11 protein-coding genes are annotated in these 16,559 nt (G+C 70.3%); 8 read left to right on the forward strand and 3 right to left on the reverse strand.

The features are described from left to right. The 5 genes from J7E87_RS19675 to J7E87_RS19695 all read left to right on the forward strand — a co-directional run. On the forward strand, window positions 1-3,329 hold a 3,329-nt coding region (locus J7E87_RS19675), incomplete at its 5' end, for an Rne/Rng family ribonuclease (protein ID WP_215095767.1). Between the two features lie 333 nt (window positions 3,330-3,662). Next, the gene (locus J7E87_RS19680) at window positions 3,663-4,781 is read left to right on the forward strand and encodes a DegT/DnrJ/EryC1/StrS aminotransferase family protein (RefSeq protein ID WP_215095769.1); all 1,119 of its coding nucleotides are present in this window, start codon (window positions 3,663-3,665) and stop codon (window positions 4,779-4,781) included. Continuing rightward, entirely contained in the window at window positions 4,778-5,794 is a 1,017-nt protein-coding gene (locus J7E87_RS19685) for a Gfo/Idh/MocA family protein (RefSeq protein ID WP_215095770.1), read from the forward strand. The genes J7E87_RS19680 and J7E87_RS19685 overlap by 4 nt, the downstream gene beginning before the upstream one ends. An 11-nt stretch (window positions 5,795-5,805) precedes the next feature. Next, a complete protein-coding gene (locus tag J7E87_RS19690) occupies window positions 5,806-7,434 on the forward strand; it encodes a glycosyltransferase (RefSeq protein WP_215095772.1) in 1,629 nt (542 codons plus the stop codon). Continuing rightward, the gene (locus tag J7E87_RS19695; RefSeq protein ID WP_215095774.1) at window positions 7,431-8,714 is read left to right on the forward strand and encodes a nucleotide sugar dehydrogenase; all 1,284 of its coding nucleotides are present in this window, start codon (window positions 7,431-7,433) and stop codon (window positions 8,712-8,714) included. The genes J7E87_RS19690 and J7E87_RS19695 overlap by 4 nt, the downstream gene beginning before the upstream one ends. Before the next feature lie 140 nt (window positions 8,715-8,854). Here the strand turns inward: J7E87_RS19695 and wecB are convergent, their stop codons facing one another. Next, the gene (wecB, locus tag J7E87_RS19700) at window positions 8,855-9,943 is read right to left on the reverse strand and encodes a non-hydrolyzing UDP-N-acetylglucosamine 2-epimerase (protein ID WP_215095776.1); all 1,089 of its coding nucleotides are present in this window, start codon (window positions 9,941-9,943) and stop codon (window positions 8,855-8,857) included. Between the two features lie 270 nt (window positions 9,944-10,213). Here wecB and J7E87_RS19705 point away from each other — a divergent pair, with 270 nt between their 5' ends. The 3 genes from J7E87_RS19705 to J7E87_RS19715 are packed head-to-tail and all read left to right on the forward strand — an operon-like array spanning window position 10,214 to window position 13,297. Continuing rightward, window positions 10,214-11,260 (forward strand): glycosyltransferase family 4 protein, encoded by a 1,047-nt coding sequence (locus tag J7E87_RS19705; RefSeq protein WP_251017705.1) that lies wholly within the window; start codon window positions 10,214-10,216, stop codon window positions 11,258-11,260. Between the two features lie 9 nt (window positions 11,261-11,269). Continuing rightward, window positions 11,270-11,833: a hypothetical protein gene (locus tag J7E87_RS19710; RefSeq protein WP_215095778.1), complete on the forward strand. Its 564-nt coding sequence runs from the start codon at window positions 11,270-11,272 to the stop codon at window positions 11,831-11,833. A 21-nt stretch (window positions 11,834-11,854) separates the two neighbouring features. Further along, window positions 11,855-13,297 (forward strand): glycosyltransferase, encoded by a 1,443-nt coding sequence (locus J7E87_RS19715; RefSeq protein WP_215095779.1) that lies wholly within the window; start codon window positions 11,855-11,857, stop codon window positions 13,295-13,297. Window positions 13,298-13,414: 117 nt separating this feature from the next. Here the strand turns inward: J7E87_RS19715 and J7E87_RS19720 are convergent, their stop codons facing one another. Continuing rightward, a complete protein-coding gene (locus J7E87_RS19720) occupies window positions 13,415-15,676 on the reverse strand; it encodes a glycosyltransferase family 4 protein (protein ID WP_215095781.1) in 2,262 nt (753 codons plus the stop codon). Window positions 15,677-15,923: 247 nt separating this feature from the next. Further along, a complete protein-coding gene (locus tag J7E87_RS19725; RefSeq protein WP_215095783.1) occupies window positions 15,924-16,523 on the reverse strand; it encodes an acyltransferase in 600 nt (199 codons plus the stop codon). Window positions 16,524-16,559 lie beyond the last annotated feature (36 nt).

Consider the following 16,559-nt stretch of genomic DNA (forward strand, 5'->3'; position numbering starts at 1 on the left):
CCCCCGCGCCGCGTGCGCGTGCCCGTCGACGGGCGTCCGCGCCCGCCGGTGCGCCGCAGGCCGTGGAGACGGCCGAGGCCACCGAGCAGGAGGCCGCCGCCGAGGAGACCGCCGCCGAGGAGACCGCCCCGGCGGCCCGCAGCCGTCGTCGCGCCGGTCGCAAGGCCACCGCGCCCGCCGGTGCCCCGCAGGCCGACGAGGCCGTCACCGATGAGGGCGAGAGCCTGCCCGCCGGCGCGGTCGCGCAGATCGCTTCCGACGAGGCCGAGGTCGCGGCAGCCGAGAAGGCGGCGACCCGGGGCCGTACACGCCGCCGCGCCGCATCCCCCGAGCCCGCCGCTCACCCGGAGAAGGCCGAGAAGGGCGACAAGGCCCAGAGGGCCGGGAAGAGCGAGAAGGCCGAGGCGCCCACGCGCGGCCGCCGTGCCGCCCGGCCCGCCATGGCTGTGTTCCAGGCCCCGGTCTTCACCGAGCCGATGTTCCAGACCCCGGAGTCGGCCGCCGCGGCCGCCGCCGCTGCCGTGGACACCGAGCCGGAAGCGGACGAGGACGTCGTCGAGCCGGTTGCCGAGACCGCGGCCCCGGAGCCCGCCGGCCGTCGCCGTCGCCGCCGCCGCGGTGAGCCCGCCGAGCCCGTCGAGACCCCCGCGCGGGCCGCCCGGCATGCCGAGCCGGAGGAGGAGACCGAGCCCGAGCAGGCCGCCGAGGGCGAGGAGTCGGACGAGTTCGAGGACCGCCCGTCGCGCCGTCGCCGCCGTGGTGGCCGTCGCCGTCGCCGTGGCGAGCCCGCCGACGCCGATGAGACCTCGGATGAGCAGGGTGACGAGGCCGCCGCCGAGGACGTCCAGGAAGAGGACGTCCAGGAAGAGGAGGACGACGAGCACGGCGAGACCGAGACTCCCTCTGCCGCCGGCACCGCCAGCAGCCGTCGCCGTCGCCGTCGCCGCCGTCGTAGCGGTGACTCGGGCGGCGAGGACGAGACGGGTACGACGGACCCTGAGCGCACGGTCGTCAAGGTCCGCGAGCCCCGCCCCGCGCGCCCGAAGAGCGACGAGCCGTCCGACGAGGTGCAGTCCATCAAGGGCTCGACCCGTCTGGAGGCGAAGAAGCAGCGCCGCCGCGAGGGCCGCGAGCAGGGCCGCCGCCGTGTGCCGATCATCACCGAGGCCGAGTTCCTGGCCCGCCGCGAGGCGGTCGAGCGCGTGATGGTCGTCCGGCAGAGCGGCGAGCGCACCCAGATCGGCGTCCTCGAGGACGACGTGCTCGTCGAGCACTACGTCAACAAGGAGCAGGCGACCTCGTACGTCGGCAACGTCTACCTGGGCAAGGTGCAGAACGTACTGCCGTCCATGGAGGCCGCGTTCGTCGACATCGGCAAGGGCCGCAACGCCGTCCTGTACGCCGGTGAGGTCAACTTCGAAGCGCTGGGCATGGCGAACGGCCCGCGCCGTATCGAGGTCGCCCTCAAGTCCGGCCAGTCGGTCCTCGTCCAGGTGACCAAGGACCCGATCGGCCACAAGGGCGCCCGCCTGACCAGCCAGGTCTCGCTGCCCGGCCGCTACCTGGTGTACGTGCCCGAGGGCTCGATGACCGGCATCAGCCGCAAGCTGCCCGACACCGAGCGCGCGCGTCTGAAGACCATCCTCAAGAAGATCGTCCCCGAGGACGCGGGCGTCATCGTCCGTACCGCCGCGGAGGGCGCGAGCGAGGACGAGCTGCGCCGCGACGTCGAGCGGCTCCAGGGGCAGTGGGAAGAGATCCAGAAGAAGTCCAAGAACGGCAATGCCCCGACGCTGCTCTACGGCGAGCCGGACATGACGGTCCGGGTCGTCCGCGACATCTTCAACGAGGACTTCTCCAAGGTCGTCGTCAGCGGCGACGAGGCGTGGGAAACCATCCACGGCTACGTGTCGCACGTCGCGCCGGACCTGGTCGACCGTCTGCAGCGGTGGACGAGCGAGACCGACGTCTTCGCGTCGTCCCGGATCGACGAGCAGCTGATGAAGGCGCTGGACCGCAAGGTCTGGCTGCCGAGCGGCGGTTCGTTGGTGATCGACAAGACCGAGGCCATGGTCGTGGTCGACGTCAACACCGGCAAGTTCACCGGTCAGGGCGGCAACCTCGAGGAGACCGTCACCAGGAACAACCTGGAGGCGGCCGAGGAGATCGTGCGCCAGCTGCGGCTGCGCGACCTGGGCGGCATCGTCGTCGTCGACTTCATCGACATGGTGCTCGAATCCAACCGTGACCTGGTCATGCGGCGACTGCTCGAGTGCCTGGGCCGCGACCGTACGAAGCACCAGGTGGCCGAGGTCACCTCGCTGGGCCTGGTGCAGATGACCCGTAAGCGGGTGGGCCAGGGTCTGCTGGAGTCCTTCTCCGAGACCTGCGTGCACTGCAACGGCCGTGGCGTGATCGTGCACATGGAGCAGCCGACCGTCGCCGGTGGCGGTGGCGGTGGCAAGCGCTCCAAGAAGCGCGGCCGCGGTGGTGCGGAGCATGTCCACGAGCTCGAGGCCGTGGACATGACCGAGGCCGAAACCGAGGCGGAGGTCGCCGCCGAGGTGGCTGCCCCGGCCGAGCTGCCCGCGCCGGAGCCGCTGTCGGACACTTTCGTGCCGGACGAGGAGCTGTACAGCAGTGCCGCGGAGGCCGAGGCCGCCGCGTCGCGCGGCCGTGGCCGCCGCAGGGCGACCCGTAAGGCGACCGCTCCGGCGGGTGCGCCGAAGGCCGCAGAGGCCGAGGTGGTCATCGAGGCCAGGGCCGAGGCTCCGGTCGCCGAGCCGGAGGCTCCCGCGGCTCCCGTGGAGGAGGCGGCCCCGACGGGCCGTGGCCGCCGCCGGGCCACCCGTAAGGCGACGGCTCCGGCCGGTGCGCCGAAGGCTGCCGAGGCGCAGGCCGCCGAGGCGGAGGTCGTCATCGAGGCGAAGGCTGAGACGCCTGTCGAGGCCGCCCCTGAGGCTCCCGAGGCCCCGGTCGCCGAGGAGGCTCCGGTCGCGGCCCCGCCGCGTGCCCGCCGCCGGGCGACCCGCAAGGTCACCGCCCCCGCCGGCTCGCCTTCGGGCGGGGAAGAGGCCGCGGTCGTCGTGGTGAGCAGCGCCACGGCAGCCGAGACCGAGGAGGCGAGGGCAGCGGAAGAGGCCGCCCCGGCCAAGAAGGCGGCTCGCAAGACCGCCAAGAAGGCCACCGCGAAGAAGGCCGCCACCAAGAAGACGGCGGCCAAGAAGACCGCGGCGAAGAAGACGACCGCCAAGAAGGCCGATGCGAAGAAGACCGCCGCGGCCGAGCAGCAGACGCTGCCCTCTGTGACGGCGTCCACAGAGAGCTGAACAGTTGATGAGCCCTCAGTGAACGGATCGTGTCCCACCTCGCAGCTTGCGGGGTGGGACACGCTGTTTGTCGCTGAATCGATGCAGTGCTCCGTTAACAGCCCCGAAATTGACTAGGAAATCCCTGATAATGTGACGGCGGTCGCTGCCGGGTGAGTGCCCCGTTTCCGGAGACTACGGTGGGTGACCGGCCCGGTTCGGGACAAGACCGGTCCCAGATCCTCGGTAGGGCGTTGGCTTGCGCCGGAGGGGTGTGCGCGGCCTCGCGAGACGTCCGCTCCGCCCCTGACCTCTGCCACAAAGAGCTCTTGCGGTGTTCAAGGAGGACGTCCAATGACGAGCAGCAATCAGCAGCCCATTCCCGCTGCCCGCCCGGTTATCGGTGAGGAAGAAATCGAGGCCGTGGTACGCGTACTGCGCAGCGGAAGGGTCGTACAGGGCCCTGAGGTCGCAGCGTTCGAGGAGGGCTTCTCGGAGCTCGTCGAGGGGCGCCACTGTGTGGCCGTCAACTCGGGTACCTCCGCGCTGCACCTCCTTCTGCTGGCTTTGGGCATCGGCCCGGGTGACGAAGTAATCGTTCCATCGTTCTCGTTCGCCGCATCGGCGAACGCGGTCCGCCTGGTCGGCGCCGATGTCGTCTTCGCCGACATCGAGCCCGGCTCCTACGGCCTGGACCCGGCGGCCGTCGAGGCCGCCATCACGCCTCGCACCGCCGCGATCATGCCAGTGCACCTGTACGGCCACCCGGCCGCGATGGACAAGATCATGCCCATCGCCGCCAAGCACAAGCTGGCCGTCGTCGAGGACGCCTGCCAGGCGCACGCGGCGGCGCTGAACGGCACCCCCGTCGGCGCGTTCGGTTCCGGCGGCACCTTCAGCTTCTACCCGACCAAGAACATGCACTCCCTCGAGGGCGGCATGATCTCCACGGGTGACGCCGAGATCGCCCGCACCCTGCGCCTGCTGCGCAACCAGGGCATGGAGCAGCGGTACGCCAACGAGATCGTCGGCGCCAACATGCGTATGACGGACGTCGCCGCCGCAGTCGGCCGCGTACAGCTCGCGAAGCTGGGCGGCTGGACCGAGCAGCGCATCGCCAACGCCGCGTACCTCACCGAGAACATCACCGCGCCGAATGTGCAGACCCCGACGGTCGCCGAGGGCGCGCGCCACATCTACCACCAGTACACGGTCCGCATCAGCGGGGACCGCGACGCCGCGATGGCGAAGCTCACCGAGGCGGGTGTCGGCAACGCCGTCTACTACCCGACCCCGATCCACCGGCTGAAGCCGTACTGGGAGCCGGACCAGAAGGCCGGCCGCAACTGGGACCTGCCCGAGACCGAGCGTGCGGCCGCCGAGGTCTTCTCGCTTCCGGTGCACCCTTCGCTCACCGCGGAGGACCTCGAGCGCATCGTCGCCGCCGTGAACGAGCTTGGAGAGAACCTGTGACCACCGCCCAGAGACTGCGGGCCGGCCTGATCGGCCTCGGCTCGATGGGTCGCCACCACGCCCGCGTACTCGCCGGCCTGGAAGGCGTCGAACTCGTCGCCGTCGTCGACCCGATGGGTGACAAGAACGGCTGGGCGCAGGGCGTCCCCGTGCTGTCGACCGTCGAAGAGCTGATCTCGCTCGGCGTCGACTACGCCGTCGTGGCCTGCCCGACCGCGCTGCACGAGGAAGTCGGCCTCAAGCTGGCCGAGGCCGGTGTCGGCGCGCTGGTCGAGAAGCCCGTCGCGGACACCGTGGACGGCGCCCGCAGGCTCGTCGAGGCCTTCGAGTCGCGCGGCCTGGTGGCGGGCGTCGGCCACATCGAGCGCTGCAACCCGGCGCTGCGCTCGCTGCGCCAGCGCCTGGAGGCCGGCGAGCTCGGTGACGTCTACCAGGTCGTCACCCGCCGCCAGGGCCCCTTCCCGCACCGCATCGCCGATGTCGGCGTGGTCAAGGACCTCGCCACCCACGACATCGACCTCACCGGATGGGTGACCGGCCAGACGTACACGTCGATCTCGGCGCGCACGGTCTCCAAGTCGGGCCGTCCGCACGAGGACATGGTCTCCGCGGTCGGCCAGCTCTCCGACGGCACCATGGTCAACCACCTGGTCAACTGGCTGAGCCCGCTCAAGGAGCGGTTCACCTCGGTCACCGGTGAGAAGGGCTGCTTCATCGCGGACACCCTCACCGCCGACCTGACCTTCTACTCGAACGCCGCCCAGGCCACCGAGTGGGAGGCGCTGCAGGCGTTCCGCGGTGTCGCCGAGGGCGACATGATTCGTTACGCCATCCCGAAGCGCGAGCCGCTGCTGGTCGAGCACGAGCTCTTCCGCGACGCTGTCCTTGGCAAGTCCAGCGACATCTGCACGCTGCGCCAGGGACTTCGTACGGTAGAGGTGGCAGCAGCCGTGCTGCAGTCAGCCGCCAGCGGCACCACAGTCGATCTCTCCGCGCACGCCGCGGCCCAGTAGGGCGAGGAGCCTTGACCAGTCCTGATGTCACCGTCGTCGTCGCCGTGTACAACACGATGCCGTATCTGACGGAATGCCTTAACTCCCTTGTCGGGCAGAGCATTGGCCTGGACAGGCTCGAGATCGTGGCCGTCGACGACGGCTCCACGGACGACAGCGGGGCGGAGCTCGACCGCTACGCCAAGAAGTACCCGGACACCGTCAAGGTGATCCACCAGGCGAACTCCGGTGGCCCGGCCGCGCCCAGCAACAGGGCGCTGGACGTGGCCACCGGACGTTACGTCTACTTCATCGGCTCCGACGACCACCTCGGCAAAGAGGCGTTGGCGCGGATGGTGGCCTGTGCCGACAAGCACGACTCGGACGTCGTGGTCGGCAAGATGGTCGGCACCAACGGCCGCTATGTGCACCAGGCGCTCTACAAGAAGAGCGACCCGGACGTCAGCCTGTACGACTCGGCGCTGCCGTACACGCTGGCCAACACCAAGCTGTTCCGCCGCGAGCTGGTGGAGAAGTACAAGCTGCGCTTCCCCGAGGACCTGCCGGTCGGCAGCGACCAGCCGTTCACCGTCGAGGCGTGCGTGCGGGCCTCGAAGATCTCGGTGCTCGCGGACTACACGTACTACTACGCGGTGAAGCGCGGGGACGCGAGCAACATCACATACCGCGCCGACCATCTGGCGCGGCTGCGCTGCACCGCGAAGATCATGAAGCACGCGGCCGGACTCATCGAGCCCGGGCCGCAGCGGGACACCGTCTTCAAGCGCCACTTCAACTGGGAGATCTCCAAGCTCATCCAGGCCGACTTCCCGGCGCTCGACCCGCAGACCAGGCGCGAGGTGTGCGCCGGAATCGCCGGTCTGGCCGACGAGTACCTCACCGACCCACTGCGCGACTCCCTGCCGGTCACGCGGCGGGTCAGGCTCGCCCTGGCCCAGCGCGGCGCCGTGGACGAGCTCGTCGCGGCCATCGTGGACGAGGAGGCGAACGGCGCACCGCCGTTCCACCTGGAGGACGACCGGGCCTTCGCCCGGTACCCGGGCTTCAGGGACCCCGCGCTGAACATCCCCGACCGGGTCTTCGAGCTGATCGGGGAGTCGGTGCCCGGCCGGCTCTCGGCGGGCACCGAGTTCGTCTCGGCGCAGTGGGAGCAGAGCGGCGACGATCTGTCCCTGGCCATCGCGGTACGCACCGCGCTCACCGGCGACACCGAGTCGGCCGTCATCCGCCTCATCCAGGGCTCGATGCCCAGGAGCGCGGACAAGGCCGGCGCCCGCAGATTGCCCGCCGGTCATGAACTCCCCGCACCCGTGGGCGAGTTCACCCAGGAAGTCGCTGCTGACGGAGTCGGCACGGTGATCCGTGCGTGCATCCCGATAGAGCCCCGCCAGGCCCAGCTGGGCGTGCGTCTCTACGTGGATGTCGCAGGCTGGACGTACGAGATCCCGGTGCGCGGCACGGACAAGCCGATGCCGCTGGCCCGGCGCTGGCGCAGTGGCACCCCGTATCGAGTGGCGGCGCGCGTGAACAACAAGGGCCGGATGGTCGTTCTGACCGGCCTGCTGTTCCCGCCCGCGAATAGATGGTGGTCGCGTGTGCGACCCCTGCTGGTCCGGTTGAAGAGGAAAGTATCCCGATGAATATCTGTGTAGTCGCGCTCGGCAAGATCGGGCTTCCGCTCGCCGTGCAGTTCGCCGCCAAGGGCCACCGGGTCATCGGCGCCGATGTCAACGAGAAGGTCGTCGAGCTGGTCAACGCCGGCTCCGAGCCGTTCCCCGGTGAGCACGACCTCGACCGTCTGCTCAAGGAGACCGTCGGCGCCGGGCTGCTGACCGCGACCACCGACACCGCGGCCGCAGTCGCCGAGTCCGACGTCGTCGTGGTCGTCGTCCCGCTGTTCGTGGATGCCGAGGGCGTCCCGGACTTCGGCTGGATGGACTCCGCGACCAAGGCGATTGCCGCCGGTCTCAAGCCGGGCACCCTCGTCTCGTACGAGACCACCCTGCCGGTCGGCACCACCCGCACCCGCTGGGCCCCGATGCTGGAGCAGGGCTCCGGACTCACCGCGGGCAAGGACTTCCACCTGGTCTTCTCGCCGGAGCGGGTGCTCACCGGCCGTGTCTTCGCCGACCTGCGCCGCTACCCCAAGCTCGTCGGCGGCATCGACGAGGCCTCGGCCAAGCACGGCGTGGAGTTCTACGAGCAGGTGCTGGACTTCGACGAGCGTGCCGACCTGGCGCAGCCGAATGGAGTCTGGGACCTGGGCACTGCCGAGGCATCCGAGCTGGCGAAGCTCGCCGAGACCACCTACCGCGATGTCAACATCGGCCTGGCGAACCAGTTCGCGCGGTTCGCCGACAAGAACGACATCGACGTCAAGAAGGTCATCGAGGCCTGCAACTCGCAGCCCTACAGCCACATCCACCAGCCCGGCATCGCGGTTGGCGGCCACTGCATCCCGATCTACCCGCGGATGTACCTGTGGAACGACCCGGAGGCCACCGTCGTGCGCTCGGCGCGCGAGGCGAACGCCGCCATGCCCGAGTACGCCGTCGACCTGCTGGCCGCCGCCTACGGCGACCTGGACGGCGCGGGCGTGCTGGTGCTCGGTGCCGCCTACCGCGGCGGCGTGAAGGAGACGGCCTTCTCCGGCGTCTTCCCGACCGTCGAGGCGCTCAAGGCGCGCGGGGCCGTCCCCTTCGTGTCGGACCCGATGTACACGGCCGAGGAGCTCACCGCGCACGGGCTGACCCCGCACGAGGGCCAGGCCGTCACAGCCGCGATCCTGCAGGCCGACCACGCCGAGTACCGCGAGCTGGCCGCCGCCGACCTGCCGGACGTCCGCGTCCTGGTCGACGGTCGGCGCACCACCGACCCGAAGCGCTGGGAAGGCGTACGCCGGGTCGTCATCGGCGGCTGACGCGCTGTTTTTGCGCCTAAGCCGGCGCCGCTTTCGCGGAGGTGGCCGGGCGCCGTTGGGGTTCCTCAATTGATGGCTGATGTACCAAGACGAAGGCCCTGCTCACCTCCTGGAGGTGAGCAGGGCCTTCGTCGTACGTACTAGCGCTTGTGCTGCTCCAGGAACTCCACCACGCGGTGGGCCGCCCGGCCGTCGCCGTAGGGAGTGCCGCGCTCGGCCGCCGGGGCCGGGCGAGTGGCGATCGCGGCCCAGTCGGCAGCGCCCAGCTCATGCGGGTTCGGGACAAGCTGGTTCCAGCCGCCCTCGATCGTCTCGACCCACTCGGTCTCCGGGCGGATCGTGGTGCAGACGCGGTCCAGCAGGAACGCCTCCTTCTGCAGACCGCCCGAGTCCGTGACCACACCGGCCGAGCCGAGGACGGCGGCGACCAGCCCCGCGTACGGCAGCGGACGGCCCGAGTGGAGCGAGCCCTGGTTCAGCTTGATGCCGTGCTCCTCGGCGCGCACGACGAGGCGCGGGTGCGCCAGCAGGGCCACCGGCACCGGCAGATTCGCGAGCGAGTCGACGATCGCCGCGAGCCGCTTCGGGTCGTCGGTGTTGTCCGGCCGGTGCAGCGTGGCGAGCAGGTACGGCGCCTTGGGGTCGATGCCCTCCGGCAGCACCGGCTCGGGGTGCTCGCCGGCCAGCACCGCGTCCCTGATCCGCAGGCACACGTCGACCATCACGTCACCGGCGAGCACGGAGCGCCCGGCCAGGCCCTCGGCCGACAGGTGGCGCATGGCCTCCTCGGTCGGCGCGAGCAGCAGGTCGGCCGCGTGGTCGGTGAGGATGCGGTTGTGCTCCTCAGGCATCCGGCGGTTGAAGGAGCGCAGCCCTGCCTCCAGGTGCGCGACGGGGAAGTGCATCTTCACCGCCGACAGCGCGCCGGCCAGCGTGGAGTTCGTGTCGCCGTACACCAGGACCCAGTCGGGCTGCTCGGCGTCGAGGACCGGGTCCATCGCCGTGAGCACACCGCCGGTCTGGACGCCGTGGCTGCCCGAGCCGATGCCGAGGTGGACATCCGGGTCCGGAATACCGAGGCCGGAGAAGAAGACGTCGGACAGGTCGGCGTCGTAATGCTGGCCTGTATGAACAATCACATGCTGGTGGTCGGTCTCCGCGAACGCAGCGGCGATCGGTGCGAGTTTGACCAATTGGGGACGAGCTCCGACGACGCTGATGACCTTCACGGTGAACTGCTCCTCGATACCTTGGGTACGGGCCTCCGGCTGGGCCGGAGACCGAATTCCGTCCGATGATAAAGTGACGCCTCGACGTGTGCTCCGGGGAGGAAGTCGGTAATGAAAGAGGCAGCATCCAGGGATGCGGCCGTGGTCACGCCGTGGTACCCCACACGTGAGCTGCCTTTCCGAGGTTCCTTCGTCCAGGCAATGGTCGGTGCGACGGCCCCGGGCTGTGACAGCTTCGTGGTTTATCACTGTGACCCCTGGGTCGCCCCGATGGACGCCACCACCACCCAAGCGGTGGAAGCGGCCAATGGCAAACTCGTGACCCGTGCCGCACACCGCGTGCCCACCGCCGGCGGCGCCGATCTGGTGCACTTCCCCGTCACCACCCCGCGCGGCCAGGACTACGGCGCCCAGTCCCGCAACCACGAACGCCAGCTGCGCGCGGCCCTCGGCAACAAGCCCATCGACGCCGCTGTCGTCCATGCCCATGTCGGGCTGCCGAGCGGCTGGGCCGCCGTGCAGAACGCCCGCCCCGACGCGAAGGTCTTCGTCACCGAGCACGCCTCGTTCCTCGAGCGGGTCTTCCAGGACCCCGAGGCCGTCGAGCTCTACGACGAGCTGCTGGCCCGGGTCACCGGCTTCTTCGCCGTCGGCGACAAGGTCACCGAGGTGCTGGGCAAGCAGTTCCCGCACCACGCGGACAAGATCCTTCGCATCCCCAACCCGATCGCCTTCGACGTGAGCCGCACCGCCCCGGTCACCGAGCTGCGCAGGTGGCTCTACCTGGGCAGCATGGTCGAGCTGAAGGGCGTCAACTGGCTGGTCGAGGCCTTCGCCCAGTGCCATGCCGAAGACCCCACGCTGACGCTGACGATGGTCGGCGAGGGCCCGCTGCGTAAGCCGCTGACCGCGAGGGTGGCCGAGCTCGGGCTGAGCGACGCCGTGGACCTGCCCGGTTCGATCCCGCACGAGCAGGCGCTCGACCTGATGCGCGAGCACGACCTGCTGGTCCACCCGAGCCGGTACGAGACGTTCGGCATGACCATCGTGGAGGGCATCGCCGCCGGAATGCCGGTGCTTGTGACCCGCTGCGGTGGACCCGAGAAGACGCTGGCCGGCATCGAGGACGCGGCCGGCGAGCTCATTGATGTGGAAGAGAACGCCGAGTCGATCAGTGACGGCTACCGGCGCCTGCGCGGCCGCTTCGACAGCAGCGGTCTGGATCTGAAGCGTGCCCAGGAGCAGCTGGCCGCGCAGTACGGCTACGAGGCCGTCGCCCAGGCGCACTACCGTCTCTGGTTCCCCGACTCCCCGTGATGGAGTGACATGCAGGTCCTGTTCCTGGCTCTCGGCGCCTCCCGCAAGCGCGCAGTGGTCGAAGAGTCGGCGGAAGTGGTGGCGCGCGGCGGCCGGGCCGTCGTCCTGGTAGGCGCGCGCAAACCGTGGCTCGACCAGGGCTTCGAGCCCGGCGTGGAGCTGCTGACGGCCGACGACCTGGAGGCGCGCCACCTGCCGCGGCGGCTGGAGCGCATGGTGCTCTACCGTGTACCGAGGCTCGTCGTACGAGTCGCGGGCCGCGGCCCACTGGCCGGCAAGGCGAAGCGAGCCCTCAAGGCGTACGAGCGTCGCGTGGCGGCCCGCCTCCACCGGCGGGTCTTCGTTCCGCTGCACCGCCGGGTGTGGCCGAGGGTCTCCGACCGGTTGGTCTGGCGCCACTTCGGCCCGCGCAAGGGCCCGGAGCTGCTCGTCGTCGCCGATGCGCTTTCGGTGCCCCGCGCCGTACAACTGATTCAGGCGTGGGAGTCGGACGGCCTGGCAGTCCCCCGAGTCTGCTACGGCATCGACTCCGACGTGTCCCCGCAGACCCCGCAGACCTCAGCCGCTCGCTGATTTCAACACCGAGGAAGATCCATGAAGAACCGCAGCGACCGGCGCCCCCGCGTGCTCTATCTGGCGTTCTACTTCCCGCCCTCCCGGGCGAGTGGTGTGTACCGCGCCAGGGCGACGGCGAACCACCTCGTCGAGAAGGGCTGGGACGTCACGGTCTGCGCGTCTCCGCTGGACTTCCTCTACAAGAGGATCGGCTCGGTGGACGAGGGTCTCTCGGAGACCGTCGACCCGCGTATCCAGGTCGAGCGGCCCTCGCTCAATCAGTACACCTGGCAGCAGGACCTGCGTGAGTTCAGCTGGCTGCGCCGCAGCTTCCCGCTGATGGCGAAGCGCGTGTACCAGTTCAGCCAGACGAAGCTGTTCCCGGAGCGCTACTCCTCATGGGCCTGGGCCTCGGTTGTGCGCGCCCTGAAGCTGCACTCCAAGAAGCGCTTCGATGTCGTCGTCGCCACCGGCAACCCGTTCGCGTCGTTCGGTGCGGCCTGGCTGTTCAACCGGCTGACGGGTGTGCCGTACGTCATGGACTACCGCGACTCGTGGACGCTGGACCTGTTCCACGACGAGCCCGCCTTCCCCAAGGGCCACATCGCGTGGGCCTGGGAGAAGCGGATGCTGGGCAAGGCGTCGGCGTCGGTGTTCGTGAACGAGGCGCTGCGGGGCTGGCACGCGGAGCGGTACCCGGAGGTCGCGGACCGCATGATGGTGGTCCCGAACGGCTGGGACGCGGACGTCATTCCGGCGGCCCCCGAGCCGGCCGAGGAGGTCCCGGCGGCTGCCGGGGCCGAGGCGCCCGCGACCGAGCAGCCTTCTGCCAACGGGCAGCGGCCGCTGAAGTTCGCGTACCTCGGCACGCTCACCGTCAAGCAGCCCGTCGAGGAGATGGCCGAGGCGTTCAAGATCGCGCGCCGTCATCCCGATCTGGCGGACGCCGAGCTGCAGATCCACGGCCACCTCGGCTTCTTCAAGAACAGCCCGGCGACGCTGAAGAAGAAGCTCGGCCTGGACGACGAGGCTGCCGAGAACGGGGCCGAGGACACCGGACTGCGCTACTGCGGACCGGTCTCCAAGACGGAGGTCGGCAAGGTCTACGAGGACGCGGACGTGCTGGTCTTCCTGGCCGGCGGCGGCAAGTACGTGACCTCGGGCAAGATCTTCGAGTACATGGCCTTCGGGCACCCGATCGTCTCTGTGCACGCGCCGGGCATCGCCGCCCAGGACGTGCTCGATGGCTACCCGCTGTGGTTCAACGCCAACAGCCTGGACGTGGACGAGCTGGCGGCCTCGATGGTCGCGGCGGGCAAGGCCGCGCGTGATCTGACGCCGGAGCAGCGCGAGATCGCGCGCAGTCACGCGGACATGTACCAGCGCGACGCCGTGCTCAAGCCCTTCGAGGAGCGGCTGCGGACCATCGTCGGCCGCGAGGACCGATCCGAGGACCCCTCCGAGCACCGTTCCGCGGGCTGATTCGCGGGCTGATTCGAGAACTGATCCGGAGACTGATCCGGAGACTGATCCGGAGCCGCCAACGGCGAAGGCCCCGACCGGAGTTCCGGTCGGGGCCTTCGCCGTCGGCATCGGCGCCTACTCGTCCTTCGGGGCGTAGATCTCCCGGTCCATGTGCATGGTGACGGTGAGGTGCGGGTGGGCCTTGGCCCACTTCCAGCCCGTCACCGTGGAGTTGATGTCGCTCACGAACACATGGTCCGCGAGGTCGAGCCGCACCTCCGGAAGGGCGACGCGCTTTGCCACACGGGACAGCAACTGCGGCCGGATCTCCCGGTATCCACGGTTGAAGATCTTCTTGTGGAAGGCGTTGGCCGCCCTGGTGTGCGCCCGCTGGACGGACGCGACGGCGAGCTCGGGGGAGATGGACTTGCGGTTACGCGCGGCCACCCTGCGGGCCCTGCGCAGCACCGCGCGAGGGGCGCGGTAGACGAGGAAGCGCTCGCCGCGCGGGATGCGCAGCTTCTTCTCGGCGTCCTCGATGCTCACCACGGGGACTCGGGAGTCAAGCTGCGCGCGCTGCCAGAACTGGCCCGCCCTGCCCGACACCACGGTGACCTCGACGCCCACCTCGGTCAGGTAGTTGGCGAAGTCGACGATACGGCGCGGCTTGCCGGGCGGGGTCAGGGCGAGGATGACCGCGCGGCCGACCGGCTCGGTGCTCTCAGGGGCCTTCTCGTCCTGCTTCTCGGCGACCGTCGCGGCGATCTGGGCAGGCTGCTCGGGCTGCTCGGGCCGCTCGGCCAAGGCCGGGAGGGGCACCTCCGCGGCGGGCAGCGGGGTGCCCTCGTAGACCGAGATGAGCTGCTTGGCCACCGCCTCGGTGCCGTACCGGGTCTCCAGAACCTCGCGGGCCGCCGACAGGTCGATCCCGGCCGCGTCCTGCCGCAGCTGCCAGTAGGCGTCGGCGATGACCCTGGGGTCCTCGCTGACGTCCATGAACGCGCCGGCCTTGGACTCGATGCCGGCCAGACTCTCCTGCGGGCCGCCGCTGCGTGTGGCGAGGACGGGCAGGCCGGCGGCGACGGCCTCCACGACCGTCATACCGAACGTCTCGCCCTTGCTCGCGTGCACGAGCAGATCGTGCTTGTGCATCAGCGCGTTGACGTCCTCGGGGGACACGGGCGGCAGGATGCTGACGCGGTCGCCGAGGCCGAGCTCGTCGACGCGGGCGATGAGGTCCTCCTCACGGGCACCGTGGCCGACCAGGGTGAGCGTCGCCCGCGGCTCCTTCTTCGCCACCAGGGCGAAGGCTTCGAGCAGCTCGTCGACGCCCTTCGGCTTGATAAGCCGGCCGACGTACAGCCAGCTGAGCAGCTCGGCCGAGCGCTCCGGGCCGGGCGTGAAGCGATCGAAGTCGATCATGTTCGGTACGACGCTGAGCTTGTGCGCGTACGCCGGGAACTCCGCGGCGATCTGATCCCGAAGCCGGGTGCTGACGCACAGGAACGCGTCAGCCCGCTCCAGCACCTCGCCGTACAGCTCCCGGGCGGCGGGCTGCGCGAAGACCTTCTCGAGGAACGAGGAGTGCTCGGTGACGACCACGCGCGCGTCGGGCCTGGCCAGGTGGAGGGCCAGCACACCGCCGTAGACGCCGGTGTGGGCGTGGACGAGGGGGGCCTCGATCTTGCCCGTGGGCAGCGCGGGGAGCAGCGCCTCCTCCTGGGCGGCGACCCAGGGGCCGTAGTTCTTGCGGTGGGTGAGGGGCACGGGGACCCGGACGACGGTGCCTTCCGCCGACTCCACGACGGGGATGAGGTCCGAGCGCTCCTGGAGGCGGTTCACGGTGACCTTGATCGCGTCGTTCAGCGCGGGGTGCGCCCGGCCCGACCAGTCCTCGGTGTGGATGACGGTGACCCGGCCGAACTGGCCGGCCACCGCTGCCGTCATCGCCTGGACGAACGAACCGGCGTACGGGTTGTTCGGCGAGGGGTACCAGGGGGTGATCACGGCGAGGTCCGAAGGCTGCGCGGTGTGACCGTCCGTGTTCGCGGGCTCCAGCTCGAGCGTGAGCTCCGGGCGCCGCCGGGTGGTCGCCCAGGCCGCCGGCAGTGCGTGCGCGTCACCGGCGATCAGCCGCTCGGCCGTGGCGAAGGGCCCCGACTTGTTGCCGACCAGCTTCTTCGCGGCGGGCCATGCCGAGCCGTGCTTGTCGAGGGGGAGGCGTACGACTTCCACGCCGTCCAGGCGCGAGAGCTCGTCGGCGGTCTCCGCCCACTCCTCGCCGTCCGCGACGACCAGGACGACCGGCGAGCCGGAGGACGCAAGTTCCTTGACATGCTCGCGTGCTGCCCGTACCCGGTACGTTCCGAGCGCGAGATAGAGCACGTGGCTTTTCATCTGGTTCCCTTCGCACAACATGACGCAGGGCCCCAGGGTATCGAAGCCCGGGGCGGACTCTGCGGCGAGGAGAGGGTGGGGGAGAGGTGGCGGGGAGCCGGACGGGTGCGGGATCGGGTCGCCGAGCCGGACAGGTGCCGGACTCGGTCGTAGCCGACGGGTGCCCGTTCCGGCCATCGAGCTGACGGGTGCCCGTTCCGGTCGTCGAGCTGACGGGTGCCGGTTCCGGCCGCATCACCGTCAGGTGTCAGCTCCGCTCGTCGAGGACGCCGTCCTTCTCCACGTACAACGCGCCGGTCTGCGGGCACTCCCACACGCCGGACTCGTCCGCGCGCTCCACCAGACGGACACCGACCTTGCCGACCCAGCCGATCTGCCGCGCCGGCACGCCGACGACCAGCGCGAAGTCCGGTACGTCCTTGGTGACGACGGCGCCCGCCGCGACCATGGACCAGCGCCCGATCCGCACCGGGGCGACACACACCGAACGCGCGCCGATCGAGGCACCGTCGGCGATCTGCACACCGACGGCCTGCCAGTCGCCACCGCGCTTCTGCTTGCCCTCGGGGTCGACGGAACGCGGGTTGTGGTCGTTGGTGAGCACCACGGCGGGGCCGATGAAGACACCGTCGCCGAGCTCGGCGGGCTCATAGACCAGCGCGTAGTTCTGCAGCTTGCAGTTGTCGCCCATCGTGACGCCGGTGCCGACGTAGGCGCCCCGCCCCACTACACAGCCCTCGCCGAGCCGCGCGCCCTCGCGGATCTGGGCGAGCTCCCAGACGCTGCTCCCGGCGCCGATCTCGGCGCTCTCGTCGACCTGGGCGGTGGGCTGGACCCTGTAATTCACTGTTCTGCCTTCCGGTGCGCGGTTTGCCACGCGAGC

This window comes from Streptomyces sp. ISL-1 (genome assembly GCF_018614585.1).
In the GTDB taxonomy this organism is placed as follows: Bacteria; Actinomycetota; Actinomycetes; order Streptomycetales; family Streptomycetaceae; genus Streptomyces; species Streptomyces maoxianensis.